This window comes from Erysipelatoclostridium sp. DFI.2.3, assembly GCF_019132535.1.
Taxonomy (GTDB): Bacteria; Bacillota_I; Bacilli_A; order Erysipelotrichales; family Erysipelotrichaceae; genus Clostridium_AQ; species Clostridium_AQ innocuum.
This window is the reverse complement of sequence record NZ_JAHOOJ010000027.1, coordinates 44,834-61,134: the sequence shown is the minus strand read 5'-3', so window position 1 is coordinate 61,134 and position 16,301 is coordinate 44,834. Positions and strand designations below refer to the sequence as shown.

General features: G+C 48.7%; 18 protein-coding genes. 15 read left to right on the top strand and 3 right to left on the bottom strand.

Annotated features, from left to right (window positions below):
• Positions 1–859: 859 nt before the first annotated feature.
• Positions 860–1,123 carry a hypothetical protein gene (locus KSZ58_RS19810; RefSeq protein ID WP_055201158.1) on the bottom strand — a complete coding sequence of 88 codons (264 nt, stop codon included), beginning with the start codon at positions 1,121–1,123 and terminating at the stop codon, positions 860–862.
• Between the two features lie 1,247 nt (positions 1,124–2,370).
• Here KSZ58_RS19810 and KSZ58_RS19805 point away from each other — a divergent pair.
• The 5 genes from KSZ58_RS19805 to KSZ58_RS19785 all read left to right on the top strand — a co-directional run bounded on the left by KSZ58_RS19805 (position 2,371) and on the right by KSZ58_RS19785 (position 7,067).
• Positions 2,371–2,649, top strand: coding sequence for an excisionase (locus KSZ58_RS19805; protein WP_009270622.1), 279 nt, complete (start codon positions 2,371–2,373; stop codon positions 2,647–2,649).
• 12 nt (positions 2,650–2,661) lie between these two features.
• Entirely contained in the window at positions 2,662–4,473 is a 1,812-nt protein-coding gene (locus KSZ58_RS19800) for a phage/plasmid primase, P4 family (RefSeq protein ID WP_009270621.1), read from the top strand.
• A gap of 13 nt (positions 4,474–4,486) precedes the next feature.
• A complete protein-coding gene (locus tag KSZ58_RS19795; protein WP_009270620.1) occupies positions 4,487–4,828 on the top strand; it encodes a hypothetical protein in 342 nt (113 codons plus the stop codon).
• Between the two features lie 281 nt (positions 4,829–5,109).
• Positions 5,110–5,553, top strand: a complete 444-nt coding sequence (gene mobC, locus KSZ58_RS19790; RefSeq protein WP_009270619.1) for a plasmid mobilization relaxosome protein MobC — start codon at positions 5,110–5,112, stop codon at positions 5,551–5,553.
• Positions 5,553–7,067, top strand: coding sequence for a relaxase/mobilization nuclease domain-containing protein (locus KSZ58_RS19785; RefSeq protein WP_009270618.1), 1,515 nt, complete (start codon positions 5,553–5,555; stop codon positions 7,065–7,067). The genes mobC and KSZ58_RS19785 overlap by 1 nt, the downstream gene beginning before the upstream one ends.
• Before the next feature lie 34 nt (positions 7,068–7,101).
• On the opposite strand, the gene KSZ58_RS19780 is transcribed toward KSZ58_RS19785, so the two are convergent.
• Positions 7,102–7,380 (bottom strand): hypothetical protein, encoded by a 279-nt coding sequence (locus tag KSZ58_RS19780; protein ID WP_009270617.1) that lies wholly within the window; start codon positions 7,378–7,380, stop codon positions 7,102–7,104.
• 400 nt (positions 7,381–7,780) lie between these two features.
• Here KSZ58_RS19780 and KSZ58_RS19775 point away from each other — a divergent pair, with 400 nt between their 5' ends.
• The 9 genes from KSZ58_RS19775 (at position 7,781) to KSZ58_RS19735 (ending at position 14,654) form a co-directional block, all read left to right on the top strand.
• On the top strand, positions 7,781–8,353 hold the full coding sequence (locus tag KSZ58_RS19775; protein ID WP_009270616.1) for a ParA family protein: 573 nt from the start codon (positions 7,781–7,783) through the stop codon (positions 8,351–8,353).
• Positions 8,354–8,409: 56 nt separating this feature from the next.
• Complete coding sequence (locus KSZ58_RS19770) at positions 8,410–8,661, top strand: hypothetical protein (RefSeq protein ID WP_009270615.1); 252 nt, start codon at positions 8,410–8,412, stop codon at positions 8,659–8,661.
• A 25-nt stretch (positions 8,662–8,686) separates the two neighbouring features.
• The gene (locus KSZ58_RS19765; RefSeq protein ID WP_009270614.1) at positions 8,687–9,634 is read left to right on the top strand and encodes a DNA cytosine methyltransferase; all 948 of its coding nucleotides are present in this window, start codon (positions 8,687–8,689) and stop codon (positions 9,632–9,634) included.
• A 1-nt stretch (position 9,635) separates the two neighbouring features.
• Positions 9,636–10,625 (top strand): HaeIII family restriction endonuclease, encoded by a 990-nt coding sequence (locus tag KSZ58_RS19760; protein WP_009270613.1) that lies wholly within the window; start codon positions 9,636–9,638, stop codon positions 10,623–10,625.
• 101 nt (positions 10,626–10,726) lie between these two features.
• Positions 10,727–11,977, top strand: coding sequence for a recombinase family protein (locus KSZ58_RS19755; RefSeq protein ID WP_009270612.1), 1,251 nt, complete (start codon positions 10,727–10,729; stop codon positions 11,975–11,977).
• Positions 11,934–12,296: a hypothetical protein gene (locus KSZ58_RS19750; protein WP_009270611.1), complete on the top strand. Its 363-nt coding sequence runs from the start codon at positions 11,934–11,936 to the stop codon at positions 12,294–12,296. Before KSZ58_RS19755 ends, KSZ58_RS19750 begins: the two co-directional genes overlap by 44 nt.
• 328 nt (positions 12,297–12,624) lie before the next feature.
• Positions 12,625–13,131, top strand: coding sequence for a GNAT family N-acetyltransferase (locus KSZ58_RS19745; RefSeq protein WP_009270610.1), 507 nt, complete (start codon positions 12,625–12,627; stop codon positions 13,129–13,131).
• An 88-nt stretch (positions 13,132–13,219) separates the two neighbouring features.
• On the top strand, positions 13,220–13,723 hold the full coding sequence (locus tag KSZ58_RS19740) for a GNAT family N-acetyltransferase (protein ID WP_009270609.1): 504 nt from the start codon (positions 13,220–13,222) through the stop codon (positions 13,721–13,723).
• A gap of 91 nt (positions 13,724–13,814) precedes the next feature.
• Positions 13,815–14,654: an AraC family transcriptional regulator gene (locus KSZ58_RS19735; protein ID WP_008816607.1), complete on the top strand. Its 840-nt coding sequence runs from the start codon at positions 13,815–13,817 to the stop codon at positions 14,652–14,654.
• Positions 14,655–15,053: 399 nt separating this feature from the next.
• Here the strand turns inward: KSZ58_RS19735 and KSZ58_RS19730 are convergent, their stop codons facing one another.
• A complete protein-coding gene (locus KSZ58_RS19730) occupies positions 15,054–15,566 on the bottom strand; it encodes a hypothetical protein (protein ID WP_008816608.1) in 513 nt (170 codons plus the stop codon).
• Positions 15,567–15,941: 375 nt separating this feature from the next.
• Here KSZ58_RS19730 and KSZ58_RS19725 point away from each other — a divergent pair, with 375 nt between their 5' ends.
• On the top strand, positions 15,942–16,277 hold the full coding sequence (locus KSZ58_RS19725) for a helix-turn-helix transcriptional regulator (RefSeq protein ID WP_224727230.1): 336 nt from the start codon (positions 15,942–15,944) through the stop codon (positions 16,275–16,277).
• Positions 16,278–16,301: the final 24 nt, after the last annotated feature.

Below are 16,301 nucleotides of genomic sequence, written 5' to 3'. Positions count from 1 at the left end.
GATAATAAGGCAGAATATAGCGATATATAAAAACAAAAAACGCCATTTAATAAATTAAATGACGTAATCAGAAACTCCTTCTACATCACGGTAGATGAGCATAAATGGATTATATCCACATACATATCATAAGATAAAATCAAAAAAAAATCAATAAATTTTTGCAAAATCACATAATCTTTGTTGATTTTTTATTAGAATTAAGATATTATATACCTTCAGATTTAACTACTCTCCACACCAGAGAGTAGCCTTTTTTTGTTAAACATCGAGCTTACAATATTTTACTACGATAATGATTTGCAATTTTTGAAGAAATGCTATATAATTTCGTAGTCACTCTTTCATACAGTTTATGCAGTGACAATAGGACAAAAGCCAGCTTATAGCCGGCTTTTTATTATCGGATTAAAATTAAGGAAAATTAAATAATTTAGAATTTACATACGGAGGAAATATGATAGAATGATATTGGCATAATTATATGCTTCTGCCTAGGTATCTTTATGCTATCCATCTAAAAAGATGGGGAACCGGTTCTATACCGGTTTTTTTGTAAAGTTTTATAACATTTAATAAAATAGTATCAATGTATTTACAAATAGTTGATTGAGGTATATGATGATTACGTTGCCGCCCATTAAAAAGAAAGGGATACCTAGGCAGTATTTTGCGGCACTTGACCACCTTAATGGTGGTTTTTCATTTATTTTATAAAAAATCCCGTATTTGATGATTTATTTCCTTTTTTAAATTTTTATGTGAGATAATGTGCACGGCAGCATAGATATCTTACTCTCCCCCAAGTCCGTATCATATCTTCCGAGCGCTGCCAGCTCCTGTCTATGCGCAGGAGTTTTTATGGTCTTAAGCTCTCAATAAACCACCTGAATTTTCCGGGACCCATATACTCGTAGTATATAGTTCTGGTCGCTGCTCCAACCTGCACAACAAACATTTCACCACCACCACCGCAGTTTTTGCTATGGCATTGTGGTTTATGGCGTATGATCTTGTCCACCTCATAGCGCTCCCCATCCCATATTAACGCCAGGGGAGTGATATCGCCCATTTTATCGACGAGCATTTCTACTTCTATATATTTTTTGTACATTCTTTGCATACTATCACCTCAATAAAATCATACCACAAATGTACACAAAAATTACGATTATAGTAATTGACAACTGACGACAAGTGAAGATAGGTGATAATATATAAGGAAGAGTAAGTATGAATATACGCAAATGAATATAAAAAAACTTGAAAAAACACAAAATATAAAATCTCCTCACCTCCACCAGAAGAGGAAGCGTCGAACTCTTCTTCATCAAGAATGAGTTCGCGCTTGTGTATAGATTTGGGGATGCCCTTTAGGGTGTCCCCTTTTCGTTTTTCTGACATCGTATTTTGCGTTTTAAGACGTTTTAAGCCCGAGGAGGTACTTGTTACCCTTCGGGCTTTTCTGTGCCCTAAAACGGCTTTGAGGACGTTCTGAAAAGAATGTAAGAGCACAACCTGCATCTCGCTTCGCTCGATGCGCTTTATGGACTGGGTACATGGGAAGGGTGACGTGCTCAAGGTATTGTTGTTCCATTTTGTTCCAAAAAAGTTGGAACAGACATTTCCCGCATTTTCTCGGTGTTCCAGCCCGATTTGAAAAATCTTGTTCCATTTCTCAAAACAAAATTGGAACAGACGAAACCCGCATATTCTCGGGGCATTTCTTCGATTGTTCCATTTGTTCCACTTTTTTACAAACCTTTATTTACGCGAGAAGAAAAAAGAGAAATCCGTATATATAAAAAAGTTTGTTGAAAAAAACTGGAACAATTGGAACAACGGCGTTTCGGGTCGAGAACCATCGGGAAATCTGCGTTCCATTTTGCCCGAAAAAACTGGAACAAAACTGGAACAAATGGAACAAAACTGGAACATTTGCCTGAGGGCATCCCTCTTCTCACGTGTACCGCGATTTTTTTGCATACTGTTTCCGCTCATTTATGGCGGGAAATAGTGTTAGACAGGCCCCTGACCTGCAATTATACGACGTTTGCTATTGCTTTCCGTCATTTCATGTTGTATAATATCCATATATTCGCGACATGATTGCCGATGGATAGCGGCCGGGATATACCGACGTGAGCCTATCCGAGACCGAGCCTTAGGCTCGGGAGGAAGCCGATGAGGGTCCGCCCTCGAAACTGCATCGGTCTGACGAGCCGATACGGGATGGCAACAGCGTCTACCCGTCCGAATAGGACGGAAATCGCACGAACGTGACGAGCGGCGAATCAGATTTCAGCTTGATTGCTGGATTCTGGTTCGCCGCTTTTTTGCGTTTATAGGCAGGAAAAAGGAGGTTGCTTTATGGCAAATGCAAAACAGAAGAAGGGATTCACGAAGAAGATTCTCGGCGGGAGCGAGCTGACGATGGAGGAATACGCGGCCTACATCACGGCTCTGAAGGCGAAGCCGTTCCTGACGAGTGCCGAGGCGTCGACCCTGTTCGAAATAGGAATCGGGCGCGTGCGTTCGCTGATGAAGGCCGATGACGCGGACTTCGTGGTGATGACTGACACGATTCGCAGCCGCCGCATCCACCGCGAGACGTTCGAGAAATATCTGGTGTCTCACGGGATTCATTAAGGAGGTGAGGTTATGAGGCAAAAAGAAAACCGCCCCGGCGCTGGCGACGCTTACGGGACGGTACCATTTAATTGTATTAATGATATCACAGATATGAGCGAATTTCAAGACTTAACATACAACGGGCTGCTCAAGGCGGTCACGGACGATTATCTGGACGGCCTCGACGAGGACGCCGACCTGCCGTTCGAGAGCATCGAGGCGGAGCTTCTTCAGGCGACCAACAACGCAATCGAGGAATACAACCTCGGTCCCCGCGACCCGAACGCCCCTATGGGAGCGCCCATCAAGGACGCGTACCCGAACGCGAAAGCCCCTGCTGACCGCGTACGGAAACTGAAGGCCCTGACGCCTTGGCAGGTGGCGAGCGTGATAATTCGCCTGTACCACGCGGTCGGAATCCGCCTGAACGGTCAGGAGGGTGACGGAAATTTCGACGTGGGGGTCTATCAGTCCGATGGAGAGCGTCGAGGGCTGTACGACACCCGCACCGAGACGGTTCGGAGGTTGATTACGGCTCTCCACCCGGGAATCAGCGATGTGGACATGCGCAACACCGAGAACAAGTTGCGCGTCCTCGTGCCGAAGGTGGAGCCTTGCAAAGACAAGGCACTTGTTCCCGTGAACAACGGAATCTTCGACTACGAGAACAAGATTCTGCTGGATTTCGACCCGAAGTACGTGTTCACCAGTAAGTCGAACGTGGATTTCGTCCCGAATGCCCAGAATTCGGTCATCCACAACGACCAAGACGGAACGGATTGGGACGTGGTCTCGTGGATGGAGGAGCTTTCCGACGACCCCGAGGTGGTCAAGGTTCTCTGGCAGGTGCTGGGGGCTTCCCTGCGTCCGAACATGCCGTGGAACAAATCCGTCTGGCTGTACTCCACTCAGGGCAACAACGGAAAGGGCACGTTCTGCGCCCTCGTCCGGAACCTGCTCGGGAAAGGCTCTTGGGCCTCGATTCCCCTGAAGGATTTCGGGCAGGATTTCATGCTTGAGGAGCTTACCCGCGTACAGGCGATTATCACGGACGAGAACGATGTCGGAACGTATATCGACAAGGCGGCCACGCTCAAGTCGGTCATCACGGGAGACCCGTTCCTGCTCAACCGCAAGTACAAGGCTCCCATGCCGTGCCTTTTCCGCGGGCTGATGATTCAATGCGTGAACGAGATTCCGAAGCTCAAGGACAAGTCGGAATCCATGTACAGGCGATTGCTCGTGATTCCGTTCGAGAAGCGATTCGAGGGCTGCGAGCGGAAATACATCAAGGACGATTATCTGGGACGAAAGGATGTCCTCGAATACGTTTTGTTCCACACCTTGTACGAGATGGATTTCGACGAGTTCAGCGTTCCCGAAGCATCCGAGAAGTCGCTGGACGTGTTCCGAGTCGACAACGACCCTCTTCGCCAGTTCGCGGACGAGGTGTTTGGCCAAGCCACATGGGACCTGCTCCCTTGCAAGTTTCTATACGATTTGTACCGCTACTGGTTCCAGACGAACGTCCCTCAGGGAAAGATGCTGAGCCGGAACTCCTTCTATTCCTCGCTCGAACTGATTGCACCGGAATACGGATGGCAGTTACAGGACAAGGTCCGCTCGGCGAACCGGATGGATGTCCCCGAGATGCTGATTCTCGAATATCAGGTACAGGAGTGGATGAATCACGACTACCGGGGAAACGACAAGATGCGTCTGGCGCAGCCCGACGTGAAGGACAGCTATCGAGGCTATGTGCGGAACAAGGTGGGGTCGATTCCGGCGTACATGGTGTCCGGAGAAACGACCGCAAGTGAAGAGATAGATTCAAATAGATAAGGAGTGATTAATTATGGCTATCAAGAGATTCGATGACATAGACAAGAAGGCGCGCGAGCTTGAGGCTCAGGCGAAGAAGTTGCGCCGCGAGAAGCAGGCTGCGAAGACCAAGGCGTACGCAGATGCCCTCGTGGCGGTCTTCCCCGAAGTGAAGGAAATGGGTTCCGCCGAAGAGGTGCTCGCGTTCGTCAAGACGCTGCACAGGGACGCCGGACATGGAAACGGCGGAAATCCTTCCGATGGTGACCCGAACGCAGTCGTGCGCGAACCTGCGGGCGATGCCGATTCTCCGGACGGCGACCGCGGTTCTCTCGGCGTCGAGGGGTTCAATCCCGAGCGCCGTCCCTTCGATTAAAACGCGCCAGAGGTTCGGACATGGGGAGTCGTCCCCGTGTCCGACATTCGGTCGCGTGGTTCTGTCGGACAGAACATGTTGAGTCGGAGGGGACAGATTCGGGGGTTCGAAGGGGACGGCGAAGCCGCCCCCTCGCAAGCTGACCATGGCGGGAAAAATGCGATATTCGCATTTTGTACGTACATGGTCAATGCTTGCTCCCTTCCCCGTTTCGCAGATTGCAGCAAAGTGCGACGAGAAATGCGCATCGCATTTGGATTGCGAACAAGGAGGTGTTTTGCATGGCAAAAGAAGTTGAGAAAAGAAGCGGCAAGGCGACCCGCCAGCGCTACAAGAAGGACCGTCGCGAGACTGTTATTCAGGTGCGCATGAACGCCGAGGAGCTTGCCCTTCTGGATGGGAAGAGAGGCGGACGCACGCGCTCGAATTATCTGCGTGGCGCGCTGTACGGTTCCGCCGGTTCCCACACGGAGCACGAGGTCGTTGCGGACACTCCGCAGCTCGACCGGATGCTGATGGAATTGAACCGAATCGGCGTGAACATCAACCAGATTGCGCGGGCCTTCAACGCCCGCGTGAAAGGGATGGGCATGCTTGAGGAAATCAAGATGGAGCCGGACAAGAAGGCGTTCGAAAGCCTGAGGGAATCCATCGAAGGATTGTCGGACGAGGTCAAGGAGCTTCGAGCCGATTTGCATGGCGGAATCACGGGAGGTGATGTCTGATGTCGACGACGTATGTGCAGGCATTGCCCGACGTCCGGGGCCGCATGTCCTACACCGAGTTCGGAGAGGGAAAGCGCAGACGCGACCACCTGCAAAACGGGACGGACCGCATCGCCGCCCAGATGGGCGACATGCCCTCCCGAGGTGAGTTCATCGCGTACTGCAACGGGCTTCATGCTGTCCATCCGAACATGGTCAACGAGGGTTACGAGCTTCGCGTCTCATGGGCGCTCGACGAGCTGAATCCGGGCAATCCCGATGATGTGCAGAGGGGCATGGAGCACGCCTACCTGCTCTGCCATGAACTCGCCCCCGATTCTCCGTGTTGGGTGACCATGCACGTGGACGGCGAGGGCGGATGCGTCCACGCCCACGCGACAATCGCGAACCACGATTGCCGCACCGGGCAGGTCATCAACAAGGACGACACGAGCCTGTTCGCCCCGCGCGTGCAGGCGGTGAACGACGAGCTGAGCCGCAAGTGGGGTCTGTCCGTGATAGGAGCGGACAAGGACAAGTCGACATGGGCGGAGAAACGGGACTCGTTCGAGCACGATTCCTTCGACCGCCATCTCGGCGATGCGGTGGCAAAAGCAAGGGACGACGCCAGCGATATTGATGATTTCAAGCAGCGTCTTGCGTTCGCTGGAGTGACCCTCAATGAGACATCGAAAATCGACAAGAAGACGGGCGAGAAGTCCGTCGGATGGTCTTACAGGATGCGGGACGAATGGGGTCCGAAGCGTAGGACCCGGAAGCGCCGTGCCTCCAACCTCGCAGACGACCTGACGAAGGAAGGCGTCGAGCGGTTCTTCGAGGAGAAGCAGGGACAGCAGGCCCGCGAGGAACTGAAGACAGCGCCGGCCCCGAATCAGGATTCCCAGATGGTCGGCATGGAGGATACGCAGCAGGATTCCCCTGCCCAGCATGATTCCGACATGTACGAACCGAGCGAGTCCGACGTGAGGGACATGGCCTCCGATTTGAAGAGCGTGTACGCCCGCCGCAGGAAGAGCGAGGGCATGCCTATCGCCGGGGAGCAGTACGAGGCGCTCGCGAATGCAGAGAACGACCCGGAAGACGCCCTCGCCCAGCTCCGCGCCGATGTGGAACGCGCCCGCAGGGAGTTCCGCGATTCCAAGGAGGCACGAGACGCCCTGAAGGGAGCCTGCCCGAGCCTTGCGATGGGATTCGGGCTGTACACGTTGGCGAGCAGGACCGGGACCGACCCCGTCTCCCGCATGATGTCGGATATGATGGCCCGGATGTTCCGCATGATGATACTCCAGTTCATGGAGGACCAGCGCCGCAGGATGCAGGAGGACGCCGAGCGTCGTCTCTACGAATCGCGCGGCAACATGTGGGACGCCGAGAAGCGCCTGAAGGCCGCCGAGGAGGCTCTGGACAACGAGGCCGCCCGCACCGTCAAGCATCGCGGCGTCACGCCGAAGATGCAGCAGACGGCCGAGGCGACGGAGCGCGTGCGCGACGAGGACAAGTACCTCGGGGAGTAAAGAAATGACGGCTCCCTTGCGGGAACCGTCATTCTCAGTGAATCTCGGGGGCGGGCACGCAGTTCCAGCCTGTACCGAAGTGGGTGATTCCCCAGACGTACAGGTCGAGTTCCTCGTCATGGAACACCGGCTCGTCCGTGTGCTCCATCAGGAAGTCGGGGTAGCTGATGATGTACCACTGGAATATCTCGTCCCATGGTGCGAAATCCCCGCTCACGAATTCCAGCGGACGATGCGCCATCTCGTTGGCGAGGACCATCCCGCCGACCGTCTTGGCCAAATCCGCATAGGTCTCGATACCGTAGCCGTTCATCTCTCGTCTCCCTTTCTTTCGGGCCTTCTCCTTCACGCGCCGACCCGATGCCGAAGGCATATCGGCGGTCGAGAGCGCGGGTGGGCTTGAGATGGGCTTGGGAAAGACCTTTCAAGGGTCTTTCCCCGGAAGAGGCGGAAACGTCGAAAAATCGACTTCGGTTCATTTATGGGACGATTATCGAAAATCGTTCCGAGGGAAGTCTTTGGATGATGAAACGGTGGGCTTCGGAAAGCCCCTCGAAGGGTCTCTGTTGAGACCATAAAGTGACCATTGAGCTGGGACTTTATGCAATCGGGTACTATGTTTCGTCTTGACAAATAGATACTGAATATATATAATTTAGATATTCAGTATCTATAAAATATCTATTGAATAAATATTGATGGAGGTACTGATTATGAAAACAATTGCAGTTGTCTGCGAAAAAGGTGGGACTGGAAAGTCTGTCGTCGCATCCGAACTTTACGAGAGTTATGTGAGACAAGGGCTGCGCACGTCTCTCTATTCGCTGGATGGACAATATTCGGACACGTCCCGCTCTAAAAAGGTCGATGATGCGAAGGTTGCCGTAGTGGATACACCGGGCGTGCTGACTGATAACCTGAAGGATATCGTAGAGGGTGCCGATGTGGTGGTCATTCTCGTGCGCCCTACGCCGAACGACATCGAGCCGTTTACGCGGACGGTCTCCATCGTAGCGAAGAACACGAACGCTCCTATCGTAATTGTGGTGAACGGGCACAACCGATTCCGCATGTGCGTGTCGTTTATAGAGTGGCTGGGTAGGAAGCCGTGGGCGAAGAACGTCGTAACCGTTCCACAGTCCGAGGCTATCGTGCAGGCGCAAGGGTTGCATAAGTCTGTTGTGCTGGTCGATAAGCATGGGGCTGCCGCAAAGGCAGTTGACAAGATGTGTCGAATGGTGAGCAGTCTTGCAGGTCTTCCATTCGAGCATAAGGTTTTGAAATAAATGATAGATACTACTTAGATATAAAATAGCTATTGAGTATCTAAAAGGAGGTACATATGGCTAAGAAACAAGATATGGCTGCGATGCTTGATGAGTTTGAAGCTGCCGCGGCAAAAGAACATGATGCGAAAGAAGCGAAAGCTGTGTCAGAAAGCATTACTGAAGACGATGCGCGTGCTACTGCTCTTGTTTCTATGACAAAAAGCGATAAGGAACGTCTGACAACGATTGCGAAGGCTCACGGTTTAAGTCTCAGTGCGTTTTTCCGTTTAGCCGCAGACGAATACATCGCAAATCACAAATGGTAATTAGATTGATAAGGAGATGACATATATGAAACATATGACACAGGCGAGTCTTTTCTGCGGTGCAGGTGGATTGGATATTGGATTCGAGCGTGCCGGTTTCAAAACGGTATGGGCGAATGATTTCAACAAAGATGCCTGCGATACATTTAGTCGTTGGAGCGATGCGACAGTTGTATGCGGAGATATCGGCAAGGTTTCTGAAGATGATATTCCGGATACAGATATTATTCTTGGTGGTTTTCCTTGTCAGGGATTTTCACTGTCGGGCCCGCGTAAGCTGGATGACAGCAGGAATTCCTTGTATAAGCATTACGTGCGCATCGTGAAGGCGAAGCGACCGTTGGCTTTTATTGGAGAGAACGTCAAGGGTCTGCTCACGATGGGCGGAGGTGAAATCATCGATGCCATCGTCGAGGCGTTCTCCGATTGCGGGTACGACGTGCATTACAAGTTGTTGAACGCGAAGAATTACGGTGTTCCTGAGGATAGGGAGCGTGTCATTATCGTCGGATTCCGTAAAGATTTAGGCATTACTGAGTTTGATTACCCTGAATCGAGCAATAAAATCGTGACAATGCGAGAGGCGTTGTCGAAAGTTCCAGCACCGAATCTGGGTGATGTGTGTACGGCGCCATACAGCAGTCGATATATGTCGCGAAACCGTAAGCGAGGCTGGGATAATGTGAGTTATACGATTCCGGCAATGGCGAAGCAGGTTCCGTTATGGCCGGGGTCCCCTGATATGGTCAAAATCGACAAAGACGTCTGGCGTTTTGGTGATGGTGAAACCCGTCGTTTGAGCTGGCAGGAAGCGGCCGCGATACAGACGTTTCCTGCGGATATGCAATTTTGTGGGGATTTGACCAGCGTGTACAAACAGATAGGAAATGCTGTTCCGTGCAAACTTGCGGAGGCAATTGCCATTCGTGTTCGAGATGTTTTAGAAAATATTGATGAAAGCGAGGAAAATTGATATGGCCAAATCGGGTATACAGACAAAACTTGGAAAAGCATTTGAATATGCTTGCGTTAATGCTCTTTTTGAAAAATACAACAGCACACAGGATGTGGTTATCGAAGATACACCTCAGATGATTACGGCTAAAGGATGCTTTGAGAACGCAGATGATAAGCAACAAGATTTAATGGACGCGGCACATGCCGCAGTGAGAGTTATTGACAGACTTGAACCGCGATTGAAATATGAGGATAATGATACGCCACTTATTCTTTCGGTACAAACAGATGCGACAGGTATCGCTGGAGATGTGCGCGATGTTCTATGTATTCGCAAAGGACATCGTTGGGAAATTGGTCTTTCTTGCAAGCATAATCACCATGCAGTTAAGCATAGCCGGTTATCTGACCAGATTGATTTTGGAGCTGACTGGTTTGGATATTCATGCTCAGAGACATATTTTTCGGAAGTTGTTCCAAAGTTTACTGAATTGAGAACTCTGCGAGATGAAAGCAAAGAAACTGGCAATCCTGCTTTGTGGTCTGAGCTGGATGATAAAGCAGGTGATTATTATGAACCTATTTTGCAATCGTTTATGGATGAGTTGGCACGACTGAGTGAAAAGTATTCAGATATCCCAGAAAAGCTCATTCGATATTTAATCGGAAGGTATGATTTTTACAAAGTTATAACTGACGACGCTCGACGAACGACTCGTGTTGAGGCAATCAATATAGCTGGTACGCTCAATGAATCGTCGGAAGGGCATAAACCGATTACGAATGTTCCTTTATTGAAAACTCCAACGAAGTTCTATCACATCGGATTCAAGGAAGATAAAGGAATTAAATCGAAGAACACAATACATGTAGTGTGTGATAATGGTTGGGAAATCTCCATGCGATTACACAATGCAAGCTCAAAGATTGAGCCATCATTAAAATTTGATGTTCAGCTCATTTCGTTTCCATCAACGCTGTTTGCTCAAGTTGAACCTTGGGATTAGGGTTTGGTGTTGCAATAAGCTCGTCATCTTATTAGGTGGCGGGCTTTTTCAAATTGACCAATTATGTAATTGATTAAATAAGTAATTTGGAGGTGATTCGTTTGGCGAGAAAGAAATCAAAGCTCAACGACAACAACCTCGCCATCGCGTACTACCGCTACTCCTCCCACTCGCAGAACGAGGCGAGCATCGAACAGCAGCGCGAGCTTGCCCACGAATGGGCGGACGCGCACGGGCTGAAAATCGTCCGAGAGTACGAGGACGCGGCCATATCCGGCACGAAGGAAGACCGTCCGGGATTCCAGCTTATGCTGTCGGAGGTCGCAAAAATCCGTCCGAACACCCTCATCGCGTGGAAGACCGACCGTTTGGGTCGCGATAAGTACGTGCTGGCGATGGCGAAGAAGACGATTCGCGACGCGGGGTGCGAGATACACCTGCTGGCGGAGAACATCCCGACGGACACCGCCGAGGGAATCCTCATCGAGGGGCTGATGGAGGCTCTGGCGGAGTATTACAGCCGGAACCTGTCCGTGCACATCCAGCGAGGGATGGACTTCAACGCCGAGCACGCGAACTTCAACGGCCATAAGGTGTTCGGCTTCAAGACGGAGAAGGTGGACAAGAAGCGCAAGTACGTCATAGACCCCGATACCGCGCCGTTCGTGCAGTTGATGTTCACGAAGTACGCCGAAGGAGAACCCATGCAGTCCATCTGCGACGAGTTCAACGAGGCCGGTCTGCGTACGTCGAGGGGTAACCCCTTCGGTGTGAAGACGATGCACAGGATGCTCAAGAACCGCGCGTACATCGGCGAGTACAGGCACGGCGAGTTCGTCGTTCCCGGCGGGATGCCCGCTCTGGTCGACGAGGAGACGTTCGACAGGGCGCAGAAGCGCCTCGCCGAGAACAAGCGCAAGGGTTCCCAGAGGGCGCGAGGAATGGACGAGGATGGCGCTCCTCGCTACTGGCTGACCGGGAAGCTGTACTGCGGCGAGTGCGGGGAGACGATGCAAGGTGTCTCGGGCACGAGCAAGACGGGGCGCACGTATTACTACTACTATTGCTCCGCCCAGCGGAAGAAGCTGTGCGCGAAGAAGAAGGTCAAGAAGGACTGGATTGAGGACCTCGTGACCGACGTCCTGAGGTACATCATCGACGACTCGGAGAACCTGATGTCCCTTGCGGTGGACGCCGCCGTGTACTACAAGGAGCATTACAAGGAGACGGGATACCTCGAAGGTCTGGAGGCGAAGCGCAAGGAGGTCGAGAAAGGCATCGCGAACCTGATGAAGGCAATCGAGGGCGGTGCGCTCAGCGACACCCCTCATAGAGCGCCTGAACCAGCTTGAGGCGCAGAAGGCATCCCTGAACGACGCGATACAGGCCGAGAACGTCAAGGTCTCGCTGTGCGAGGACGAGCACAGCATCAAGGCGTACTTCGAGAAGTTCCTTCACGCGGACTTCGACAACCCGCAGACGCGCGATAAAATATTGGAATATTTCGTCGATAAGATTTATCTCTACGACGAGAAGCTGGTCGTGACCTCGTGGTATTCGGAGGATAAGACCGAAATCACGTGGGATATGCTGAAAGGAGCGGACGGCGACCCTTTTGTTAAAGGGGAAGCCGCCGAGTTCGACTGCTTCCCCTTAGGCTCCACCAAATAAAAGTGCCAAGTTGGATGTCATCGAAAAAAAGCCGATAAATAAAGGCTTATTTGATGATTTGTCCAACTTTTTTGATTGGAATCCGTATTTTATACTTCTCTTCCCCGATAGAAAACGAAGCAGGATTTGATACATCCATCTTTCATTGTAGATAAGCGCAGAGTATGCTATGATATTTTTATCAGGATGATAAGGGAAAAGGACGGGATATTTCTGTGCCTTCCTTATCAAAAGGCTAAAAACAGCATGCACATAGCTAATTTCACAAGAGATAAATCATGGGTTCATTATCTATTATATATAGATTGCAGAAAAAAGGAGGAAAACCATGTTGCAATTACGAGAATTCACAGAAAGTGACCTTGCACTGGCCGAGGCTTGGCTGCATAAGGCTCATGTAAGAAAATGGTATGAAATTCCACAGCTTGGTGTTACGCTCGAAGACTGGATGATGGAATGTAAAGAGCGAAACGGAAAATATCAATGGATCACACATCTCATTGTTATGTGGCAGGAAAAACCGATAGGTCTATGTCAGTATTACAAGGCTACAGATAGTGAAGAAGATTTTGGTACACTACCACGCATTGGAACATATGGCATTGATTATCTTATCGGTGAAGAAGACTGTATTGGTAAAGGCCTTGGAAAAGATATGCTGAAATTGCTGGTAAACAGGATATTTTCTTTTCCAGACGCCTATAGAATTACTGCTGACATCGATAGGGAGAATCACGCTTCTGAAAAAACATTGCTATCCTGCGGCTTTACCTTACAGAATCCGGTCAAGAGCCGGTACATATTGTTGAAATCGGAGTTTATTAAGACTAGTTAGCATACCGGCTACCGAAATGGTTTCTTCTCAGACTGTGATATAGCTGCTGCAGCGGTTGTCGAAATACCATGCGATAAGGAGGATGCTTATGAAGCTCACAGATTTTTCTGATACATTTCACGTCCGCAGACTCTGTCCAGAGGATGTGGAAAACATATATGCGCTATGCAAGGCAAATAAAACCTATTACAAATACTTCAAAACAGCGCCAACACATGAAAATATCATGGAGGACTTATCCCGCACTCCACCGGGAAAGACTGCAGACGATAAATACTTCCTCGGCTTTTTTCAAAAGGATCAGACACTAATTGCGATTCTGGATCTGATCTTCGATTATCCGAAACCACAAGTAGCATATATCGGTCTGTTTATGTTGGATGTTTCAGAGCAGGGAAAAGGAACAGGCTCCAATATCATGAAGGGAGTTTTTAAACAGCTTGCGAATCAGGGAATCACCTGTGTGCGTCTTGGCTGTATACACGGGAATGTGGAAGCTGCTTCCTTTTGGAAACACAATGGATTTTATTCACTTAAAGAACAATTACAGGCTGTTGATGATCAGGTTGATTTAATGGAAAAGGTGCTGTAAAAACAAAATATAAACCCGATAAAATCAATTCTCTAAACATCGGGTTTTCTTATGCGATTCCGGTTATACTTTGAATGAAAGGAGGATGGTGATGGAGCTGATTACAGGAATCAACAGGGTCATGGCTTATACGGAGCAACATTTGAAGGAGGATTTGGATTGCGCTAAGCTTGCCCAGCTTAGCGGGTGCTCCTATGCGGATTTTCAAAGAGTATTCTCATTACTGAATCATATGAGTTATCTGGAATATGTCAAAGCGAGAAGGCTATCGCAGGCTGCTGTTGAAATTATTCACAGCAGGAAACGCATACTGGATATTGCACTGGAATACGGCTATGAAAGCGCAGATGTATTTGCGGCAGCTTTTCGCAGAGCCTTCGGCTGTTCACCGAGCCAGGCCAGAAAACAGAATCTGCAGCTTCCGCTGTTTCTGCCGAGATCCTTTGCTATCACTGTGCACGGAAATACAGAAATGAAATATGAAATAAAAAGGAAAGCCGGTATGCATCTGTCCGGTCATTCCGTGATTTCTACACAAAATGAAAATCGTTCAATAAAATTTTGGTCGGATGTAAAGGCAGATGGCACATTGCAGCGTATGATGCAGGAAGCAGCTACGGCAGTTTCCTACGGCCTGTGCTTCGGATATGATAAGTACGGCAATAACCGCTATATGATTGCGGTGGAAGGTATGCTGTCAGAGGAGTATGAGGCCTTTGCGCTTCCCGCGGCAGATTGGATGAAATTTCAGAACACCGGACCGATAGCTGAGGGCTTGCCTGCATTGTGGAAAACTATTTATGCAGAAGTGCTGCCAGCGAGCGGCTATGACCGAAATGAAAGCATGCCGACCGTGGAGCTGTATGGTGAAGGATCATGTGAGGCAAAGGATTATCACATGGAAATATGGATTCCGATTATTCGGCGGTGATGCTGTACAGGCATACTTATAAATTCATGAACTGTTATACTTTTACGTTAGTAAAGGATTCACAAAGCTGTAAAAGAAACGCAGCCGGTGGATGTAAAAACATAAGCATACAAAAGGAGTGCTCATGATCGTTGCCGTGCAATGGTTGTGAATACCCCTTTTTTGTGTGTAGAGGATAATGCGTTTTCTGGTGCGTTAAAGTTAAAAAAAGAAGATTTCACCTTGTCGTTAAACACGAAAGGGATTGATCTTCTAATCTCAATGGATATTTTCCGGCTTACCTTATGCGTCCTTCAACGTATTGAAGGAAGGCAGAACATGGGCTCTTTGTTTTGCCAATACTAAAATGATTGTGGAATTCGCTGAAACACCATTATATGCTGCTGAATTTATAGGCTGTCAGCTTTCACTCAGAGCATTGATATATTTCTGGAATGCTGTCTGATACTGGCTCAGCTTGTCTGTTTTTAAATCCAGACCGGATTTCGCCTTAATTTCATTGCTTTGAACGATTTTATCGGATTCCCTGATGCCCTTATACAGCTTTTCCCATGCAAACTTCACATCATCGTACTTCTTATCCTTTAATCCGTTCACAAAGGTGTTGTATTCCTCAAGCTTTGCAATAGCTTCGTTATACTGCTTTAATGTCAGTTCGATGTCCAGCTCCTCTCCTGTCGCAGAAGTACCGCTGGAAGTGTAATACCCGATATCACATAAACCGACATTCCAGATATCTGTAACATACCAGTCATTGATTTCACGCAGCTTGGCACTCACTTCCTTTGTAGATAATTCTGTTGAGCTTTCATCATTGCTTTTTGGTGCTTCCCCGCTCTTATCATCATTTCCTCCACCGCATCCGGTAAGCATAAGCATTCCTGCAAGTAAGACAAATAACAGCTTTTTCATAGAAAACGCCTCCTTTTGTTTATCATATCATGTTTTATCCGGTTTGGTGCAGGAAATCGTATGGTTTTGTATGTAAATATTACCAGTGAAATAAAAAAATCCGACAGCTTTTTACTGTCAGATACCTAGGCAGGCCGTCATCAGATACTGATTTGTGAGAATGAAGTTAAAAGTCAGGTATTCTGATGACGGTATCGTTATTATAAACGAATTTTGCATAAAATGCAATCACTTATTTATAGTGTAGTAACTAAAAAGATTCTAAAATACCGTGTAAATATTACATATGGCATAATATAAGTTTAAATTTAGATGTTATGGTAACACTTATACTATAATGAACATATAAGTGGTGATAGTATGCAAAATGACGTGATGACTGATAAATTTATAGATTATGTGAATGACAGAATTGAGGATCTGGATATGACGAAGTCTTCTCTTGCAAGAAGTGTCGGGCTGGATAAAAACTCTGTAACAAAATATCTGAAAAAGGAACGGACGATGCCTCTGCATGTCGCTTTGAAAATAGCGAATTATCTGAATATGGATATCAGCAGAATCTGCGGTATTCAGACTGAGCAGGTGCTGATGCCGATAGAGCTGAATCTGATGCGGGAGCTGCGCAGTATCCGGGATGAAACATCACAGGTGCGTCTGACGCTTGATTTCATAAGTATTACCAAATCCTTCAACTCCTCTCATCGTTAGCACCGAGAACAAGACACCGGTTTG